General features: G+C 35.1%; 11 protein-coding genes. 9 read left to right on the top strand and 2 right to left on the bottom strand.

The window, feature by feature from the left end; genetic code table 11:
• The first annotated feature begins 82 nt into the window (after window positions 1–82).
• From SFU91_10010 to SFU91_10040, 7 genes are all read left to right on the top strand, one after another.
• Window positions 83–3,913, top strand: coding sequence for a hypothetical protein (locus SFU91_10010; protein ID MDX2129356.1), 3,831 nt, complete (start codon window positions 83–85; stop codon window positions 3,911–3,913).
• A 77-nt stretch (window positions 3,914–3,990) separates the two neighbouring features.
• The gene (locus SFU91_10015) at window positions 3,991–4,770 is read left to right on the top strand and encodes a MotA/TolQ/ExbB proton channel family protein (protein ID MDX2129357.1); all 780 of its coding nucleotides are present in this window, start codon (window positions 3,991–3,993) and stop codon (window positions 4,768–4,770) included.
• A 72-nt stretch (window positions 4,771–4,842) separates the two neighbouring features.
• Window positions 4,843–5,355 (top strand): biopolymer transporter ExbD, encoded by a 513-nt coding sequence (locus SFU91_10020; protein MDX2129358.1) that lies wholly within the window; start codon window positions 4,843–4,845, stop codon window positions 5,353–5,355.
• Window positions 5,356–5,367: 12 nt separating this feature from the next.
• Window positions 5,368–5,964 carry a biopolymer transporter ExbD gene (locus SFU91_10025; GenBank protein MDX2129359.1) on the top strand — a complete coding sequence of 199 codons (597 nt, stop codon included), beginning with the start codon at window positions 5,368–5,370 and terminating at the stop codon, window positions 5,962–5,964.
• Window positions 5,965–5,988: 24 nt separating this feature from the next.
• Window positions 5,989–6,987, top strand: coding sequence for a TonB family protein (locus SFU91_10030; protein MDX2129360.1), 999 nt, complete (start codon window positions 5,989–5,991; stop codon window positions 6,985–6,987).
• Between the two features lie 114 nt (window positions 6,988–7,101).
• Window positions 7,102–15,192 (top strand): tetratricopeptide repeat protein, encoded by an 8,091-nt coding sequence (locus SFU91_10035; GenBank protein MDX2129361.1) that lies wholly within the window; start codon window positions 7,102–7,104, stop codon window positions 15,190–15,192.
• Between the two features lies 1 nt (window position 15,193).
• Entirely contained in the window at window positions 15,194–15,550 is a 357-nt protein-coding gene (locus tag SFU91_10040) for a hypothetical protein (protein MDX2129362.1), read from the top strand.
• Between the two features lie 49 nt (window positions 15,551–15,599).
• On the opposite strand, the gene SFU91_10045 is transcribed toward SFU91_10040, so the two are convergent.
• Window positions 15,600–16,313 (bottom strand): ABC transporter ATP-binding protein, encoded by a 714-nt coding sequence (locus SFU91_10045; GenBank protein ID MDX2129363.1) that lies wholly within the window; start codon window positions 16,311–16,313, stop codon window positions 15,600–15,602.
• Window positions 16,313–17,776 carry a D-alanyl-D-alanine carboxypeptidase/D-alanyl-D-alanine-endopeptidase gene (gene dacB / locus SFU91_10050; GenBank protein MDX2129364.1) on the bottom strand — a complete coding sequence of 488 codons (1,464 nt, stop codon included), beginning with the start codon at window positions 17,774–17,776 and terminating at the stop codon, window positions 16,313–16,315. Before dacB ends, SFU91_10045 begins: the two co-directional genes overlap by 1 nt.
• Window positions 17,777–17,846: 70 nt before the next feature.
• Between dacB and SFU91_10055 the strand changes: the two genes are divergently transcribed.
• Both SFU91_10055 and SFU91_10060 read left to right on the top strand, forming a co-directional pair.
• Complete coding sequence (locus SFU91_10055; GenBank protein ID MDX2129365.1) at window positions 17,847–18,443, top strand: DUF6702 family protein; 597 nt, start codon at window positions 17,847–17,849, stop codon at window positions 18,441–18,443.
• Between the two features lie 129 nt (window positions 18,444–18,572).
• Window positions 18,573–20,666: a dehydrogenase E1 component subunit alpha/beta gene (locus SFU91_10060; protein ID MDX2129366.1), complete on the top strand. Its 2,094-nt coding sequence runs from the start codon at window positions 18,573–18,575 to the stop codon at window positions 20,664–20,666.
• The last annotated feature ends 2 nt before the right edge of the window (window positions 20,667–20,668 follow it).

The raw sequence follows: 20,668 nt of genomic DNA on the forward strand, positions 1-20,668 counted from the left end.
TTACAAGCACTGCTTTCACCAAATGGTATTATCCGTGTAAGCAACCTGTAAACACTGTCACCTCAACTAAATCATTCCAGCTTTGAAGCGAGTTTTATTCATCTCTTTTATCCTCTTTTTTGTTGTGTGCGGCGAGGTCGCCTATACACAAACAATTCAGGAAGGCCAAGAGGTTTCTGGTGCTGTAACTACCTCTGCTCAAAATGATCGTTTTTACTTTTATGACCTCCTATCAAAACAAAAATTCCTTTCGAGTTTAAGTGCGAGTATTCAAACAATTTCTGAAACTGTAAATAAAAAAGGTTTAGAACCAAAATCATCGTCTTCATATCTAACCGTTGATGATTTTATTCTAAATAGAGCGAAACGAAAAAACGAGATTGATAGCCTAATTGAGTTGAATAACCTTACTGTTAATCAACTTGAAAAGTCAAAATCTGAAATTGAACAAATTTTAACTCTAGAATCTTTAAACTCATCGACTACTGCTAAAAGTAAAAATCTTAAGAAAAGATTAGAGGCAATTGAAAAGCAAGTCTTAAGTCTCAAGAATCAAGTCGCCGGATTGAAAAGTGAACAAGACAGTTTGTTTTCAGCCACTTCGAATTTCGTACCATTCCAAGAGCGGTATCGAGACCGATGGAGAAAGAGGCTAAACAAAGCAGCAGAAACCCCAAAACCACTTCCAGATATTGAACAAGAAGTTAAATCTTTTAGTGAAACTCAGTCGGACTTTAGAGCAATTACAAATACGGCTCAAAATCGTGGAGTTTCTTTAGAGTCAATTAATTCAGAAGTTTCTACCCTTGAATCCGAAATAGAAGCAAACGCGTCGCTGTCTCAAGAAATTTTAGCGCTCTTAAGCAGACTAAAAAAAGGTAAGGAATCAGCAGAGCTTGATATTGCAAGACTAAAATTCAAGAGATCCCCTCAATTAGGTAGAAGAGAAAGTCTGCTTGCAGAAGGTGAAGAGCCATTCCAAAAGCTAATTCGCGACTATGTGAACGACTTTGGAGCCGCTCAAAAAATTAGTACCGCTGACTTCGGATATGAAAATGGTCCTAAAGGTTCTTATCATAATTTTCAATCTAAGGAAGATTATGATCGCTTTTTGGAATACGCTAAGTTTTATAATGAAGCAAACCTTTTAAGGTCGGCAAGAAGAGCGATATTATTCAAAGGATCAACGGATTTGATGTTTGATCTTTTATCGATTGAACTGGCTTCAGCGACGAAAACATACATCGAGGGTGACTTCCTGACTTCAAGACTTCTTTTCTCAGATATTTATAATGAGTACTCCACTGTTTTTGTTGATCGTCCTGATAATGCAGATTCTACAGTTTCTCAATCAACAGGACTAAGACTTGATGATGTCTTGTTCTATTTGGCAGAATCAAACTTTGGGGCTCGATTTTACACTGAGGCTAGAAAAAATTACGAGCTTTTAATCAATGAGTACCCTGAATCAGAATATGCCTCTAAATCAGTTTATAGAATTCTTTTTACGGACTATGTTCTTGACGAATTTGAAAAATTTGAACAAGACTTAGATGCATATTTAATAACCCCTTCATTTGTAGAAAACATCAAAGTTTCTAATCAATTCTTAAAGCAAATTAGAAACAGTTTAACAGAGTTAGAGGCTCAGAAATTTAACCTAGAATATGAACTTTCTTCCCTTTCTACACTAAAAGATGAATTGGTTGAATCATTGGCTGAAAGTCCGTCAAATACCACCTTTACAAGCCAAATCCAATCTGATATTGATCTTGCAGAAGTTGAAAGTAAGTCTGTTCAAGAGAAAATTACACTTTTAAGGGTAAGAATTGATAGTGTGCGTAAATATATTGGAAGGCAACGTTCACAATTGAACTCTAGTATCCGAGCGACAGTTCCCGAAAATTATCTAAATGATTATGGAAGAATTTTCTTATTAACATCAATGGCTTTTTATCGTGATAAACAGTATCAAAAAGCTCTTGATTACCTAGATTTGATTTTTGAAGAATCCTCCGTCAGGAAAGAAGCGGAATATGTTTCAGGCTTAATTTATCTTGCTCTGAACGATAATGATCAAGCAAAGAGATATTTTTTCAGAACGATCGAAAGAGTTGGCGATTTCCCAGAAACAAAGGGAAAATCAAAAACATATCAAATGTCAGACATCGACGATGCAGTTTTACTGAACTCAACTTATCTTCAACTTGCAAATATCCACTATTCGGTCGGAACAAAGCTAACTCAGAAAATTGATGACTTGAGTACCCTCAGTGGGGCTTCGCAATTGGTCGCTGATTCCCTCCTTCAATTGCAATTTGTAAGAATGACTCAGGGAAGCCAATTTATCGAATACCAAAATCAGATTAGAAGAATCTTAAATAGGATTTCAGTTCAAGATACTTTGCTTAAGAATCTAAGTGAGCAAATGGATAAAGAACTTCAAGCAAACGCGGAGTCTGAAGGATTCGTATCTGAATACTTGCAAAATCTTAACGAAGCCAATGGTGTAATCGATGAAGAGTCTTCAAAAGTAGAGGAATTGTATTCAAACTTACAGGAAAATAAAGATGATGGAAAAGATGTTTCGCGGTCAATCCGGAAAATTAGAGAACTTTTAGAAAGAACACGTGAGAAACTTGTTAATGCAAAAACAGGTCTTTACAAAAAAATAGCCTCTGCAGAATTTCTTAAGGCAGAAACTTATTTTGGTAAAGTTGCATCCAGATACCAAGACAAAGATTTGGCCGAACTCGGCAGAATTTGGTCAACATTTAGAGTTGGAGATTACAAGAGCGCTCAGAAAGATTTAGAAAATTATTTGGTTCGGTACCAAGAGTCAAATAAGGTTTATCAGGCTTCATTTTTAGCTGGTTATATTAAGCAATCAATTCGACCAAATGACCCTGCGGTCACTCTTCCAGATTATAGTTTTGTTTTTAATGGGTCATTGGTTTACAAGTACATAGAAAGATTGATGGCTATTAAAACACAACTCCTTCAATCAAGGTCTCAAATGAATTCGGTTTATTTGAATGCTTCAACGGTTGAACAAAAACAGTCTCTTGAAAAACTTATTAATGCTGTTGGTATAATAATATCTTCTATAAAAACAGATCCAGTTTCATTTGAAAATAAAAACACTTCTTTAATTTCTGTCAATGACCTCTCACAAATAGAAAGTGCTGAAAATGTAATAAGAGCCGAAATCGCCAATCAGCCGAATGGATCGGATCTTTCCATTTATGTTAACGATGTTCAAACTTCAGTTCAGAAATTAAAGCAACTCAATGTTGAAACATTTAGAGATACTGATAATTTGTTTCAAATGTATTCCCCAATTGCAATGGATGCGCAAAAACATTCATACCAACAATATGGTGATTACTACAAGAAACTCATGAAAACTGAATATGAATCTGCACTTAAGCATTATAAAGAGGTTCATTCTCAACCAGTAGATAAAGATTCACGCGGCGAATTACTTAGTGCTTACAAAAAAAATATTGCTTCAGTGGTATTAGATAGAAGCATCGTACTAAATTCGATTTTATTTGAAAGGGAATTCTTTGGTACACAAACTTCTGAACTAGCAGGTACAACTGCTATTTATGCCCTTAGTAGTGTGACTTATAGCGAAATTAAACGCCAACAAGAGCAAATGAAGAACTATACTTCAGTTCTTTCAACATTTCGTTCAGCAATCAAAAGAAAACTTAATCAAATGGAAGATTTTGGTGAGCAGAAACAAATAGAGGAATTACCTGATTTCATTCAAGCAGAATCTCTTTACGAACCCAAGCAAAAAGTATTCGAAGAGATTATTGGGGATTTCAGAAAAGCATTTTTTATTGGAACCGAGGATCTAAAGTTATCTAAAAAAACAACATCAAAAAAAGTTGAGGTTCCATAAAGATAAGTTAATTTTTTATTAGTTTCATTTCTATATCTTTTCAACGACTAACAGTCTATCAATCAATTGGAGGAAAAATGGCAAAGAAGAATAAACTCTTTCTCTGGGCTTCAATCTTTGTATCATCATTAATCGCACTTATCTTGTTTTACGGAGTATTTCCGTCTATGCCAAAAGGCAGCCCGATGGAATTACTTACGCACGGCGGTCCGCTTGTTGCCGTTCTTCTCGCTAACTTGTTCGTATTGTTTACCGTGTTGGTCGAAAGAATCATTGCTTACAATAAGTCTAAAGGAAAAGGTAAGTTAGATGAGCTCTTAAAAGAGTTGAAGAAAGACCTTGAAAGAGGTGCAATCAACGAAGCAATTCAAAAGTGTGAAGTACATAACAGTTCAATCTCTTCATCACTTCAAAGTGGTTTAGAGCGCTACCGATCATTAGATGAAGTAGAACCTCGATTCAATGCAAAAATTCAAGAAGTTCAAAAGGCAATTGACGAAGCAGCTAACTTTGAGTCGGCTCAATTCGAGACAAATCTTACACCGATTAAAACAATTGCCACAATTACAACACTAATCGGATTGCTTGGAACGACGGTAGGAATGATTAAGGCATTTGCTTCTCTTGCAGAAAGCGGTGGAACGCCCGATCCTTCGAAACTTTCTGGTTCAATCTCTGAAGCACTTTATAACACAGCCTTCGGTCTCGTTGGTGCTATTTTCGGTACAGTTGCATACAACTATTTCAAAGCGGAAATTGACAGCTTTACCTATTTTATTGATGAGGCTGCGTTTGAAGTTATACAAACGTTGACTATTTCTCGTAGAAACCTTATCTCAGAAAGAGATAGAAGCTAATTGTGAAAATAAGGGCTTGTAATATATAAAAATGTTACAAGCCTACTTCCAAAATAGAAACTATAGGAATCAATGAACTTCTTCGGCTTTTTTATGCACGGGGGAGATGATGCAATCGACTTAGCACCGCTTGTTGACATCGCATTTCTTCTCTTGACCTTTTTTATGATGACCACGGTTTTTAATGCTAATGAAGAGCTAAAACCTGAACTTCCGGAATCTTCTGGTAAAGAAAAAGAACCGGGTTCAAATTACATCAGCGTTGTACTTGTCGATAGTACTAAAGGAGACCGTATCATTGTTAATATGGATGATTCTCAAGTACGTGTTGATGCTATGCAAGGGCGGCTTTCAAGAAATGAAGCACTAAAAACGACTGGGTTTGAAATCAAAAATCTTAAACAAGACCCTGAACTTAAAGATTTATATGAAGTTCTACTTAGAGCTAGACAGGCAAAATCAACTCAAGTTGTAGTCTTAAAAGCAGATAAGAACTGTAAATATGAATCAATAAATAAGGTTCTTTTAACTATGAAAAAAGTGAGATTTGACAAAGTCAAGTTAATCACCGTAATGGAAAAATAATATTTAGAAACAATGGCTCATTCAATCGAAGAAAAAGGTAGAGAAGTAAAACATCATATGCGTGATGGCAAGACAAATGCCCAAGCGCGTAAGATAAAAAAGTACAACGAAAAAAGTGACGAATCATCGCATGTAGACTTGGCGCCAATGGTAGATATTGCTTTTTTATTGTTGACTTTTTTTATGATGACGACTTCATTTTCAAAACCTAATGTATTCCAAATTGGATTACCAGAAGACAGTAAAGGCGGCGGTAAGGGTGTTGAGGTGAATCAACTATATGTTTTAACTATTCAGATTTCAAAAAGCGGTAATATTTACATGCACCGTGGAATTGAAGGTGAGCAAAATAAGCCTGTTTTAGTTCCCTTTGATCAAATAGAAAAACAAGCACGCTCTTATCGTAAGAGTGTTTTGGATGATCCACTAAATTCCACAAAATCTGACATTGTAACAGTTGTAAAAATAGATCCTCAATCGATCTACGGTGTTATGATAGCTTCCTTAGATGAAATTTACAATGCTGGAATTACGAAATGGGCGACTGTGGAGTTAAAACCTGAAGAAAGTGCAAAACTTGAAGAGTACGATAAATCTGCAAATAAATAAGAATTTCATTAAATAGGAGATAAAATGAAGCGAACGGCTGAACTCAGCGGACAATCTACGATGAGGTGGTATGCAGAAAAACCTTTTGCATACAAAGTCAGAGAGACATATCAGAGAAGAATGATATTTGGCTTAGGAGCAACGATACTTCTTCTGTTAGTTTCAATTCTTTCTTATTTTGTTTCTATCTATATCACTGATGCAGATTCACTTGCATTTAAGGAACGAAAAAGAGTAGAAATAAATGTTGAAGCGGTACCGCCACCGCCGCCGCAAGAAGTGCAAAAACAAGAAATCCAACAAGCAGATGCTGTAGCAGGCGAATCTGCGGCTGAAAACGCTACTGTAAGTGAAGAACAGTCGCAACAAATCGCTTCTGGAACAGAACAAGCAGTCTCCTCAGCATTAAGTGAAGCAATGGCTGGTTTATTTTCTGAGGGTGGTGGATTACCAACCCCATCGGCAACTGCAGTTGGAACAGGAGAAGGCGCTCTTGCTTCAGTAGGCGGTGCATCACTAAGAACTCCGGGAGGAACAGGATTTGGTACTGGTGTTCAAGGTTTGGGTGGTTCCGGTGACGTCGGTTTTGGAGGTTCAGGCGCAGGAGTAATTGGAGGTCCGGGGAAAACTGGCGGATTAGGTGGAGGTCTTGGTGGTGGTTTAGGCATTGGCGCCAAAAAGGGGGCTCTTGCCATTAGTGCAAACTTCAAAAAAATGACTGTTAGTACAGGTGGAAGAAGCCAAGCCGATATAGAAAAAGTAATTCAAAGTGAACGGTCGGCCGTAGATGATTGCTACAGAACAGCAAGAGCAAGTTCAACAGAAAGCATTCGAGGTGAAATGACCCTAAGCATTTTTATAAGACCTGACGGAGGAGTAGCAAATGTTGTTGTTGTGAAATCATCAATTAAAAGCCAACTTTTAGAAAGGTGCTTACAACAGAAAATTAGACGCTTTAGATTCACAGCAGCCGGATCAAATGTTCAGAAAGTTGATGTTCCGTACTCATTTACTGAAGATTAAACAATTTTTTAATAGAAATAAAACATGCTAAACTTATCATTCCTCAAGTGATAAGTTTAGCAATTGTATTGTAACTACAACCCCTTTTTCTTCTTGTAAGAATCTTAATTTATTATGAGGAAATATTCTAAAGTTTTTCTGCTTCTCGTTGGAATAGTATCATTGAGCCATTACGAGCTTGTAGCAAAAAACAGCCCAGAAGACAGCGTTCAGGTGAACAATCAAGAACAAAAAAGGGCCTTGAATATGTCACGTCTTCTTCCAAAATCTCCCCTTAAGGTTGTTACTGGTGATGAAGAAACGGACAATATATTTAATAACTATTCAATTTCTCAAATTCAAATAATTGTTGATGAATATGAGAAAAAATATGAAAAAGCTAAAGAGCAAAAGAGAATCCTAACAGAAACAAGTCTTGAACTAGGCGAGAAATTTATAAAAGTATTTCAAGATAGTAAGGTAATTGATGAAGTGGCGATGCGATATGCAGATTTACTTTATGACAAACTCAGTGAGGAATATTACGCAAAAAGAGCAATTTATGATCAAGAACTTGTTAGGTTTCTTCAATCCAACGAATTTAAAGAATACCAAAAAAAGGTAGAAGCTTTTTATCAAGATACATCAGGAACTGGAACTCCTCCACAAAAACCAAAAGGCCCAGAAGCACCAGACCCAAAATTAGATAGAATCATAAATATCTATGATAAAATTATCAATGACCTTCCTGAGAGCCCCTATGTTGCAGATGCTCTTTACGGAAAGGCATTCATATTAGGTGAAAGATATGCGGACTATTTGCCTCTATTAGAACAAAAATATAATGGAGATGACCGAAAAGCGATAAAAGAGGTTGAAGACAAAAAAAATGAGTCAATGACTCTTTTGCAACAACTTTCACGTCGTTATCCTGATAGCAGATATACAGTCGATGCCTATATGCTCATTGGAGAGTATTTGTTTGGGTCAAAGAAAAATCAACCTCGAAAAACACGTGAAGCTATTCCATATTATAAAAAAGCTTTAGAATTAATTAGCAAGAGAGGACAGCGTTCTGATTATTATTATCAAGCTGTATATAAGTTGGCTTGGTGTTATTACCGTTTAGGAGTTGAAGAACCAAATGAATACAGAGAAGCTGTGATTTATTTAACTCAACTTATTGATGATATAGAGAAAGCTGAAGAAGTTTATTTAGGTAAGGTAATGCCTCCGTATGTCCGCCCTGATATGAAAAACGAGGCAATGGACATTATGGTAACTTGTTTTCTTCAATTACAGAGAATTGATAATCAATCAACAAGTCGAACCATTGGGAGTGACTCTACCGGTGTTGAAAGACTTGATCGATATTTTGGTTCTTCAAAAGTTCCAAGAAGATATGCACCACTTATTTACGAAAAGCTTGCAGAACAATACACGGAATTAAAAGAGAATCCCTTAAAAATCAACTCGATTTACTTTGCCCTGTTAAAAAGATATCCAAAGTATGAGAGAGCCCCAAGAATAGCTCAAAGAGTAATCGATCAATATAAATTAATTACTGAAAACGGCGAACTTCAAGGAGAAGCAAAAGATAAAGGGCTAGAAATTCTCTATGAGCAAAGAAATAATCTATTTTATGTTTATGGAAGAAATAGTGAGTGGTTTCAGAACATGAAACGCAGAATTGATGCTCAGAAAAAGGGAAGACTACTTTCTTTTGAAGATCAAAGCGTATTCACTTCTGGATTTGATATTTCTGTGCTTGCCTTTACGGACAGTATCAGTAAAGAAGCTCTGTTTCAAAATATTCTTTATTCAAGCAGCCGTGCTCAAGTACTTGAAGAAGGCCGTGAAGCTACAGAGTATTCTGAAGCAATTAGAAAAGATACAATCAAATCTAAAGTATTATACCAAAAAACCGTAGATGATATTGAGCAATATGCGAAATTATTTTCAAGATATGATTCAATTTCATATTACACGCAATTTCAACGTGCAATCATTTTAGAAGACAAACTTGGCAAGATTGATGATGCTCTAAAAGCATACATGAGTATAGCTAGAAATTTTGCTTGGGATGAAATGCCTTATCCATTGAGGGAAGACAGTTTAATTTCATATAGAAAATATGCAATTGGCAGAGCATATGAAATAACGAATTCAATATGTGAAGCAAAGAAAATAGGATTTTCAGATCCTACAATTGACACTGCTACTCGGGCTTCAAATCTACCACCATTAGAAATATTGCCCGAAGAACAAAAATTTATAGATGTTGTTGATAACTATATCAGGTTGTATCCTCACGATACAGTTTCTGCATTTGCAATTTTCAAGTTAGCAAATTTTTATAGAGCAAAAGGATATAACGATAAGTACAAAGAAGTGAATTCACGATTGGTTTTATATTATCCGATACAACCAATTTATCCAAGTACAATCGTTCCTTTAATGTACGCCGCTTACGAATCGGGAGACTTCAGTAGAAGCGAACAATTAGCTAAAGCTCTTTATTATGGTCCAAAGTCAGGAACAAAACAAGATTCTCTAATAAGAAGAGAGGGTTATCGTTATGTAGGCTCTTCTATCAATGAAAGAGCTAAATTATATGAATCTAAAAAAAATTATTTCGCGGCAGCAAAAGAATACGAAAGAGCAGCTTTAAGTGTACCCGATTGGGAGTATGTTGACGAAGCCCTAATGAAAGCAGCTGAAACATATGATTCTGCTAAGGCAACAAATGATGCAGTAAGACTCTACAATTATTTGATTAAGAATGCAAAATTCAAGAAGAACGTTGTTAGAGGTTACTCTGGAATTGTCAATTCATACAAATTAGCAAGTCAATATGATAGTGTGACATCTTCGCTTGAAAGAATAAGTGATGTTTACTCTTTACCAGAAGCTGACACAATTGGATTATATCAAGTTTATAAAGTTAAAAAAGATGGAGAATCATTTGCAGAAAATGCTTTATTCCAGTCATTAAAAACAAGTGAATTAGTAAGTGAAAAAACTAATAATTGGAATAACTCTATAAGATTATCAGATAAATTTTTAGCAAGGTATCCCAATTCTCCAAACGCATCTAAAATTGCCTTTAATAAAATTGAGCAATTTAGAAAATCTGGAAATATGAAGGGTGTAGAGGAAGCATATGGACAATTTGCTGATAATTATCCCGATGACCCACTAGGGGTTTATGCATATTTCAGAAGAGGTGAAATGCGCGAAAAGGAATTGGATACAACTGGAGCAAAAACAGAATTTGGAAAAGTTATTGCACGACAAGCTGAACTTAAGCAAAAGAAAAAGGATAACGGTTCTACTCAGATTTATTCAGCTGAGAGTATTTATAAGCTCAAAAATTATCAACTTTCTTCATTTTTACAAGCCCCTATCAAGATGATTATTCTTGACAAAGCGTTTGAAGAAATTAAAATTAGTGATGAGCCTAGCCAATCTTCAAAGACTGTTGCTTCAACAAAGAAAACACGCCAACAAATTAAGCAAGATTCAATTGCAAAATTAAAGAGAGATACAATTAGGGCTATTCGCTATGACTCACAAGCAAAGGACTCAAAAAAGAAATTCTTAGACTCTTTAATATTTGCTTTAGCAGGTTCAAATACTTACCGTTCAATTGATGCTTTTTATTCAGATGCTTACTTAAACGAAGAAGTAGCCTTGCAATATGAAAAACTACCTGATACATTAAAAAAAGCTAAAAATAGAGAGGGAAAACAAATTCCTGCCGGTGTAGCAAAAGCTGGGGTTGAAGCTTTGGCAAATGATGATGCAGCAAATTTTTTTGGTAATGCGGGTGTGTCCTACATCACCACAATAAAAAAGATGTTAGCATTTAGAGATGACTTTTTGAAAAATCCTACCCCTGATTCTGCAAAGGAATTTTCAAAAGAATTATATTCTATTCTAAATCAAAAAGCCACCGGAATTGATTTGACAAATACAGACTCGATTAACTCAAAGCTACTCACACTAAAGCCTTTAGTTGACCGGTGGATTTCAGAAGAAGGTAAAAGTCCGCCTGATAGTGTTTTTCTCGCAAGTATCGAAGGAAGCCTTGTAAAGGCTAGAAGAAAAGTCAGCGAAATGTATTTCAAAGCTGCAAAACTCAAAGAAAAAAATGCTTACTTATTTTTGGATATACCTGTTCCAATTGATATAAAAAATAAAGTATTACGAAGGACTGTTGGAAAAGGTAGAACAAAAAGCACTATTGATTTATTTATTGGGGATGTTTTAGAATTAACTGTACTCTCAAGATTTGCGAAGGAATATGTACAGCCTTACGCTGAATCGGCAATTAACACCTACAAACTAGGCGTTTCAAGGACTAAAGAAAAAGGTCTCGGGTTAGATCAAAATAGTGAATACATCAAAGATTCGGAAAAAGCTATAATAAGATTGGCTTCATTGAGTGTAGAAAGAGTTGACTCAATTGCGCGATTAGCGTTAGGCTTGTTTGATAACTTAGATAGAGAGTATAGAAATAGATTAGATAGTATTAAAAACCAAACAGCAGGAGATACTCGCTTTTTATCATTAAGATCTGCTAAAATGCAACAGGTCATTACAGTGTTTAATGCTTTGGTTAATGACGCACTAGGTCAATATTCTAAAGCTTTTCAATTACTAAGAGAGTCAAACTCTGCTGATACTTTAAGAATCGCAAATAAAGCATCTAAATTTGTTTACGAACTTGGAGAACTTAGTTTGCACCGTTCGGATTCATTAATTCAAAGGGTAAAAAGATATAATGAAATTGCAAATTACTTTGATCCTCAAACAGGTGAAAATAAATATTGGTATGGAGAGGCCGCTTTACAATACCAACCTGTAGCAAATTTGTATAAATCTGTAGCACAGCTTATTCTTCAGAACTCAGTAATATTAATTGACGAATATCAAATTCAAAATGAATATACCCAAAAGTCTTTAGAACTTTTAGTAGAAAGTGATCGAGTTAAGTATTTGAGACTCTTAGGTACTGAATCAATTCAAGAATTACTGGATGTTTCACCTACCGGTTGGACTTATTCAACTTCAATTCCTGAAGAAGATACTTATGAATGGTTTAAAAACACCTATCCCAAATCAAATAATTGGCAACCAGCAACAGTCAACGAAGAAGTAAAAAAACTTCAAATAATAGAGACAAAAAAATCTGGAAATGATACTTTAACATCATATAAAGATATAGATGTTGCTGCAATTTGGTTTACCGCAAGAAAAGTATCATATGCTCCACCTAGGTTTGCAGTAAAAGGTGATGTTTTCAATATAAGAATGAAGTTTAATAATGCAGGTGATTCTATTTTATCAGGAAGGTCAACTCTTGATAGCGTTGCGTCAGTTATTGCAAATAAACCTGATTATTTGGTAGAGTATAAAGCTGGTAATTTTGAGATACCAACAACACAGCAAAAAAATTACGACAAAATTCTAAAACAAAGAGAAACATTAATAACGAAAATTTTTCTAAACGCAGGTGTTAAAACAAATCAATTCAAATTAGTCCCTACGGGTAGTGAAAGATTTACATCGTTAAGATTAATTAAAGCTGAACCTGTTTCGTATGAAAATTTTGTAAATGAGGGAGACATAAAAGTAACTTTCATTGAATTTGCAAATACAGAAATTAATGTTGCAGAGGGAATGCAAGAGATTGATAGTCTTGCGGCCAAATTAGTTCGCTCACCGGAGTATATCATTGAATTAACAGTAAGTAACAAGTTACCAAAATTAGACAAGAAGACAGGAAAAACATTAAGGACGCAAACTGTTAAAGAAAGAGAATCTGAATTAAAGCAACAGTTAGTACTTAAGGGTGCGAACCCAAATCAAATTCTTGTTTCAGGAAATGCAGGTTCCGAGGAGACTAAAGTGAAGCTAATTAGGTTCAGAATTCCACCGCCTGTTTCCTACGAGGATGTTACCGCGATTGGCGATGAAAGAGTGCTTGATAAAGTTAAGTTTTCATACAACGAAAAGGCGTTTAAGTCGTCAATAACCGGCGGTCAAGTTTTACTTGATAGTTTAGTTGCAAAGCTTTTAAGGGAAAAGGGTCTACAAATAGAAATGACTGTCTCCAATGAAGAAATTCCGAGTCGTGCAATTACCTCAGGTATAAAACAACGGGAAAGTGAAGTTAAGAAGTATTTTGTTACAAAGGGTGTCGCAGACAAGCAAATGACATTTACCGGAGATAAAAAAAGCACTGTAACTAAGTTTAAGGTAGTTAAGTTTGAAAAAATCATAGAAACAAAAACTGAATCTAAGAAAGAGTTTAAATCAGAAGTACCTAAAGACTCAGTAAGTGTATCTGCAAGAACTTTTGACGGTCTTTTTACAACAATTGGAACTCAAGTCCAATTAAGTATTCAATTTGTTAAGGATACCGAGGTAATCAGTTCACAAAATGTAGAATTGGATAGTTTATCATCTTATCTAAACCGACACTCAGATGAGGTGGTTGAAATAACTACATCTAACTTTGGTATAAATAAAAAAGGTGCCGCACTGAAAAGGATATCTGATTTACGAAACAAATCCGTTAAAGAGTTTCTTATCAGCAAAGGTGTAAAAAATGAGCAGATTCGGTTTGCAAAAACCAGTAATAATAACGCTACGGCAAAATTAGTAGAAAAATTGAATAAACCAGTGGTAATGGTTGATTCGGCTAAGTCTAATCCAACCGACTCGGTCAAATCGAAAACCATTGAAACTCCAAAAGAGATTAGAAGTTTCAGAGGATCTTTAAGGGATAATCAATCATATGTGAAAATTTTCGTTGCCTTCGGTAAAGATAAATCGGAGTTAATAACTAAAGATTCTGAACTAGATAGTTTAATCGTTGAAATAAAGGATAGAACAGGTTATACTTTTGAGGTGCAGCCTTCGAATCAACAATTAACTAAAAAAGGTGCACAAGCAAAGAGGATTACTGATGCTAGAGCACTTTCTGTGGTTAAGTATTTGTCATCAAATGGAATACCTCAAAAACAACTTATAATAAATAAAACTGCAACTGATTCTGTTACGATAAAGGTTATCAAAGTTCCGGAAGTCGCAAAAATTGATACACAAAAGACAGTTGGCACCACAATTGGTGACAGTTCAAGTACAACTCTGTTAACTCAAAAAGTACCTAATGACTCTGTTCAAAGTGTTCAAGAATCGGTAACCCCTGTAAGAAGTTTTGAGGGAATGTTGACCAAGAAAAATGAAATAGAATTTATTGGTGGATTATTATTTGATAAAGATAAATCAACGATAAAAGCTGGTAAAACTATCATAGATAGTTTAGGTAGCTACTTAGCAAGAAATCCTTTACTCGTTGTTGAGATTACTATAAGCAACAAAGAAATTTCAAAGAAGGGGGCAGCGGCAAAAAAAATCATTGATGAAAGGGCAAAAACATTAACCTTACAACTTAAATCTATTGGGGTTGATTTGAAGAATGTTAAAATTAGTAAAAAAAGCGCTCCAGAAGGATCGGTTAAAGTTCTAGAGGTTAAATCATCAACGCCTTTAATACCAATTGAGACCTCAAAACCTGACTCAATAAAATCAGACACATTAAAGTCAGATTCAACATCAAAAGGAAGAACACAAGGTTACAGAAAGTTCAATAAGAAATTCGAAAGAACTTATGCTATGGTAGTCTTGAATACGAGAGAATTCCTTCAATCAGGTACAAACTCAGATTCTATCCCACCATTTGTGTATTTTAAGAAAAAGTTTGTATTCAATGGAGCCATTAAAGATGCTCAGCTTGTAATTTCGAAAGATATTCCGTTTGATGAAGATTCTACTGAAATATACATAAATGGTCGTTTGCTCAATAGAGGTTCAAAAATTGTGTACATTGGAGGAGGAGTTTCACCTCAAGATAAGGGTGATCAAGTAATACTTGATTCAACCTACTTAAAGAACACCTCTGAAAATCAAGCAATTTATGATGTGAAGAATGATATATTGCCGGGCGAAAATTATATTTCATTGCGGGTACCGGGCTATATACCATCAGAAGGGATAAAACTGGGAATTTATGTAACTTACTACGGTAAGGTAACGGATGAACAATTAAAAAAGCTATTAAAAGTAGTTCTTGAAGAAAGAAAGAAAGCTAATGAAAAGCTTAAAGAAGCTGAGTTGGAGCAAATCAGAAGTCAGCAAAATGTGAATCCAAATTAAAATGCGCACAATTATGCTTAAAATATTTCTAATGCTGCTATGTTTTTTCACCACGGTCTCAATTTCTGCTCAAACTAAGACGGAAAAAAAGGGGAAAACAACGGTTAAAGTAGAAAAAAAAGCGGGTGAGAACAAAGATGTTACCTTAAAAGCGATTGAAATCAAGATTACTGTACCAGTTCCTAGGATCAAATTTGTAATGGAAAGGGTTCAACTTGAAGCAAATGTAGATCACAAGAGATTTGGTGATATTTCTTATGAAATCAATGAACAGGGTAGAAAAATTATGCACAGTAATAAAATTACCGACCGACCAGTGAGAATTTCTAATCGAACATTAACCTCAATTAGCCGGTAAATCATTTATACAAAAAATCTTTATAAAAAAGGGGCATTTTGCCCCTTTTTTATTTGACACGAATTAAACTCCCATTCTTCATTTCAAATGCTCTGGAAGTAAGTGAAGCATATTTTTCACTGTGTGTTACAATTAGAAAAGCTACTTTTTCTTTCTCTGAGATAGATAAAATTAATTGATAAATCAAATCACCGGTATCTGAATCTAAATTTCCGGTAGGCTCATCAGCAAAAATAATACGAGGTTTATTAATGAGAGCTCTACATAAAGAAACTCTTTGTTGCTCACCACCAGATAATTGGGATGGTAAATGGTTTAGTCGATCTCCCATTCCTACACTATCAAGTAATCGAATCGCTTCTGAGGCAGATTTTTTTTTGTCGCCAGATTTAATATAAAGAGGAAATGCCACATTTTCTTGAGCGGTAAAGTCCTCCATCAGGTGATGGAACTGAAAAACAAAACCTAAAAAGTTATTTCGATATGACGTTAATTCTTTTTGATTAAGAGAATACCCTTTTTGTTTTGTGATTAGTGTATTTTCATAGTAAATAGAACCAGAGTCAGGTAAATCCAAAGTTGCAAGAATGTTCAATAAAGTTGTTTTTCCACAACCTGATTTACCAATTATCGAGACGGTTTCTGAAGGAAATAAATCAAGGGATACATTCTTAAGTATTTCGAGAGATCTTATTTCATTATTAAAAAATTTAGAAAGACCTACTGCTTTTAATACCGGAGAAAGAGAATCATTAACTTTCATCAAATCTCAAGAAGTAATTTGCAAATTCGATCTTCAATCGCTTTTACAGATTTTCTATTAGTTCCATTACAAATAATGGCAAACATCATGTTTGAGCCATTACGACTTTTAAGATAACCAGAAAGTGAAATTACACCACTAATAGAACCTGTTTTTGCGCGAATGTTAGTAGCAAGTTCGTGATTAATGCGGTCAGCAAGTGTCCCGTCCACAGTTGGTATTGATAATGACTCATAGTATTCTTCAAAATATGGAGACTTTTCTTGCATATAATTCATAACCTTAACTAGGACTAAAGGGGTAACAGCATTATCATGTGAAAGACCTGAGCCGTCAGCTAACTTAAACGATTTTGGGGAAAGTCGAACTTTATCAATTAAAAATCGAGAAACAATTTCAAGACCTTTCTCAATTGTACCCTCACCTAAGTATTCTGCACCAAGCGTACGTAAAACTTGATCTGCATAAAAATTATCAGATTCTTTATTCAGTACTTTTAGCATTTCTGTTAGAGGCAGTGAATAATAGGTGTAAATATGTTGCCAATTTGTACGATCAATTTTATATGAGTAATTAATTTTCTCAACTTCAGATTGAGTTTCACTGACAATTTGACGGATTTTAAGCTCTTTAAGTAATAAATTTGCACAATAGATATTTGGCTCAATTGTTGTCTTTTGGAGGTTTTTACCTCTCCTTAAACCATATCGAATTAATCGCTTTTTGCCATTTTTGGTTTTCACGTATCGGTATCGTGATACTTTTGCAACTTGATTTGCATCAGCTCTTTTAAAGTTTGCTACCGTAAAAAATTTAACGGGTTGATATTCATCATTTTCTTCTTTACCAAAATTTCCGACATAATAACTATTATCTAAAATTACTTCACCTGCAATTTGATGGATTCCCATTGAAACTAAAGTATCAACCCAAGATTGAACAATCTCATTCATCCTTTTATCAAAAAATCCAGAAAGGATTGGGTCTGCACTTCCCGAGAGAATTAGGTTGCCTTGCAAAACCCCATTTTGAATTGGTCCATCAATAAACAATTGAGTCTGTATTTGAAAATTAGGTCCAAGTTTAACAAGGGCAATAGCAGATGTTACAAGCTTCAGGTTTGATGCTGGCTTAAACAAATTTGTTGAATTTCTTTCGTAAACTAATTTACCATCTAAGGTTTGTATGGCCACACCAAACTTTCCTCTTCTAACAGTGCGTAAAATCTGATCAATCTTTCGAGAAGCTTCTTCTAATCTTTCGTCTTCAGACTCACCTGACAGAACAAAAGATGTAGAATGATTGCGTGAAGGCTTTTTCTTTCTTAAGTTTTCATCTAAGCTATTGCTAAGAAGAGATGTAGATGTGGTGAAAAGAAATAGTAAAATAAAAAGGATCTTTTCATTCCGGAAAAAATTCACAATCAGGTAGTGATTTATCATGTCAAAATGACTTAAATTCATTTCATAAATTTCTAAGTAGAGCCGAAATGTAAGAAAAAATAATAGAAAATAAAAAATATCGCTTTAATAAATGACAAAGAATATCCCTTTTAATAAAACCTATTTTATGTTGATTTTTTATCTGCTTCTTTGCGGAATCTTATTTCAAATAGCAAAAGGGTATCATTTGTTTAATTTTAAAGAAGGACAGCATTTGAGAAGAACATACAAAAAGCAAGAAGCTGTTTATTGTACTCACAACATTCATGTTTCTTATTTGAAAATCGCCATTGAAGGAAAAAATGGTATGATGAAAATTTCTTTCTTTAAAGACGATTTAACGCTTGCACTTCAATCATTTTCTCATGAATTCTCAAGTTTAGAGCCTTCTACTAAATTGGATAGTATCTTTAGATTATATCTCCGAAACAAACTCGAACTTGCAGTTTCAGGAAAATCTGTAAAACTTGGTATTATATCAAGTGGTGAAGAAGGAGATATGTGGTGGTATCAGTTAGAGTTTAATTCGAATTCGGAAATTAAAGAATTTGACATTTTGAATTCTTGTCTAATGGAACTCTATGACGATCAAAAGAACATTATTCAAGTTATGCACTTCCCTAAGGAAAAGACTTATTCCTATTATTGTATCGCGGGTTCAAATCGATATAGAGTAAAACTTGAATAGTGTCAGTCTCTGTTAAGGCAGATCATTTTGCAAAAAATTACTTAATCAATAGTTTACAAGTATTGCAATTTATAACTTGCATTGATCAATAAGAATAAAGAACATTTCCGAAATCAACCTAATAATCTTATGGCGTTTGCTGAACTTCAAGAAGAAAGAAAAAAAACTGCTAAGTCAAAATCTGGAGGAAAGACGAATCGTAACCTCTTAAAGCGATTTAGCAAGAATGAGTTGTTGGATATTTATATCCTGATGAATCAAGGAAGAAGAGTCGATGAAAAGCTTCTTATTATGCTAAAGCAAGGAAAGGCGTCTTTTCACATTGGTGTTTCAGGTCATGAAGCGGTTCAAATTGCAGTTGGTAAGCACCTGAAAGGTGGCTACGACTGGTCTTATCCATACTACCGAGACTTAGCTTTTTGTATGGCTTTAGGATTTACACTCGAAGAGGTAATGTTAGATTTTCTTGCAAAGGCTGAGGCACCAAGCACGGCGGGACGGCAAATGTACGCGCATTGGGGGCACAAAGACTTGAGAATTGTGTCACAATCATCTCCAACAGGTACTCAGTATCTACAGGCTGTTGGAACTGCAATTGCTTGTAAAAGGGAAAATATGAAGTTTGGAAGAGATGAAGTCGTCTATGTCTCAAGCGGCGAAGGAACAACTTCTCAAGGAGATTTTCATGAGGCACTCAACTGGGCTTCAAGAGACAAGCTTCCAGTATTATTTCTTATTCAAGATAATGGGTATGCGATTTCCGTTCCTATAGAAGAGCAAACTGCTGGAAACTCGGTATATAAGTTAACCTCGGGATATGAAGGGTTAACCCGCTTTGACTTAAATGGAAACGATTTTTTTGAGAGTTATGATGTTGCAAAAGAAGCTGTGGGATTGCTAAGATCCGGAAAAGGTCCTGTACTTATTAACGCAAAAGTTGTCAGACTGTTACCTCATTCCTCTTCTGACGATCACAATAAATACAGAGATGCAATAGAGTTAGAGGAAGATAAAAAAAACGATTGCTTGCATATTTATGAAAAAGCTCTTGTAGATGAAAAAATTATAAGTAAAGAAGAATTATTTGAAATCAAGAATTCTACTAAAGTTAAAATTGATGACGCTGCAGATTGGGCAGATAAAAGGCCAGACCCAACAGTAGAAACCATCACAAATCACATTTTCAGCGAAAAGGCGTTTGGATTTGAGTATGAATTGAACTCGAATGTTGGACAACCTATTGTAATGGTTGATGCAATCAATAGAGCATTGGAAGAAGAACTTGATTATAACCCCAAAATGCTTGTCTATGGAGAGGATGTTGCGGGCGGAAAAGGAGGCGTATTCACTGCAACACGAGGTTTGACAACCAAATTTGGAAAAGAACGAGTTTTTAATTCTCAATTGGCAGAAAGTTCGATAGTTGGAACTGCAATTGGTTTAGCAATTGCGGGTTATAAACCGGTCGTTGAAATTCAATTTGGAGACTACATATTTCCGGCGATGATGCAAATTCGAAATGAGCTTGGATATATGAGATATCGTTCATATGGGGCTTGGAGTTGCCCGGTTGTCATTCGTGTTGCAGTAGGAGGATATATTCACGGGGCGCATTACCATTCACAAAATATTGAATCGATTTTCGCGCATTGCCCCGGAATAAAGATTGTTTTCCCATCAACTGCGCAAGATGCAAAAGGTTTATTGAAAACGGCATGTCGCTCTGATGATCCTATACTATTTTTAGAACACAAATATTTATACCGTCAGAATTTTTCGAAATCACCGGAGCCTTCTGCAGATTATTTTGTAGAAATCGGAAAAGCAAGGGTGGCTAAAGTTGGAAATGACGCAACGGTTATTACTTACGGAGCATTGGTACAAAGAGCCCTTGAAGCTGCAAGAAGAATCGAAAATGAATTGGGCTTTTCAATAGAGGTCATTGATCTTCGTTCAATTATTCCTTATGATAAAGACGCTATTCTAAAATCGGTAAATAAAACAAGCAAAGTGCTCGTCGCACATGAAGATAATTTAACTCAAGGATTTGGAGCAGAAATCGCTGCGTTTATTTCTGAAAACGCCTTTACCTCTTTGGATGCACCAGTGATGAGAATTGGTGCATTAGATACCCCAGTTCCATATCATCCAGATCAAGAAGAGGCCGTGTTGCCCAATGACAAATTGATTTATGAAACTCTTAAAAGATTGGTTCAATATTAATC

The sequence above is a fragment of the Chloroherpetonaceae bacterium genome, assembly GCA_033763895.1.
Classification (GTDB): Bacteria; Bacteroidota; Chlorobiia; order Chlorobiales; family Thermochlorobacteraceae; genus JANRJQ01.

Coding starts and splice junctions, on each gene's coding strand:
- SFU91_10045 (MDX2129363.1), bottom strand. CDS start 16,313: ATGAAAGTTAATGATTCTCTTTCTCCGGTATTAAAAGCAGTAGGTCTT.
- SFU91_10015 (MDX2129357.1), top strand. CDS start 3,991: ATGGCAAAGAAGAATAAACTCTTTCTCTGGGCTTCAATCTTTGTATCA.
- SFU91_10025 (MDX2129359.1), top strand. CDS start 5,368: ATGGCTCATTCAATCGAAGAAAAAGGTAGAGAAGTAAAACATCATATG.
- SFU91_10020 (MDX2129358.1), top strand. CDS start 4,843: ATGAACTTCTTCGGCTTTTTTATGCACGGGGGAGATGATGCAATCGAC.
- SFU91_10055 (MDX2129365.1), top strand. CDS start 17,847: ATGACAAAGAATATCCCTTTTAATAAAACCTATTTTATGTTGATTTTT.
- SFU91_10035 (MDX2129361.1), top strand. CDS start 7,102: ATGAGGAAATATTCTAAAGTTTTTCTGCTTCTCGTTGGAATAGTATCA.
- SFU91_10040 (MDX2129362.1), top strand. CDS start 15,194: ATGCGCACAATTATGCTTAAAATATTTCTAATGCTGCTATGTTTTTTC.
- SFU91_10060 (MDX2129366.1), top strand. CDS start 18,573: ATGGCGTTTGCTGAACTTCAAGAAGAAAGAAAAAAAACTGCTAAGTCA.
- dacB (MDX2129364.1), bottom strand. CDS start 17,776: ATGAATTTAAGTCATTTTGACATGATAAATCACTACCTGATTGTGAAT.
- SFU91_10030 (MDX2129360.1), top strand. CDS start 5,989: ATGAAGCGAACGGCTGAACTCAGCGGACAATCTACGATGAGGTGGTAT.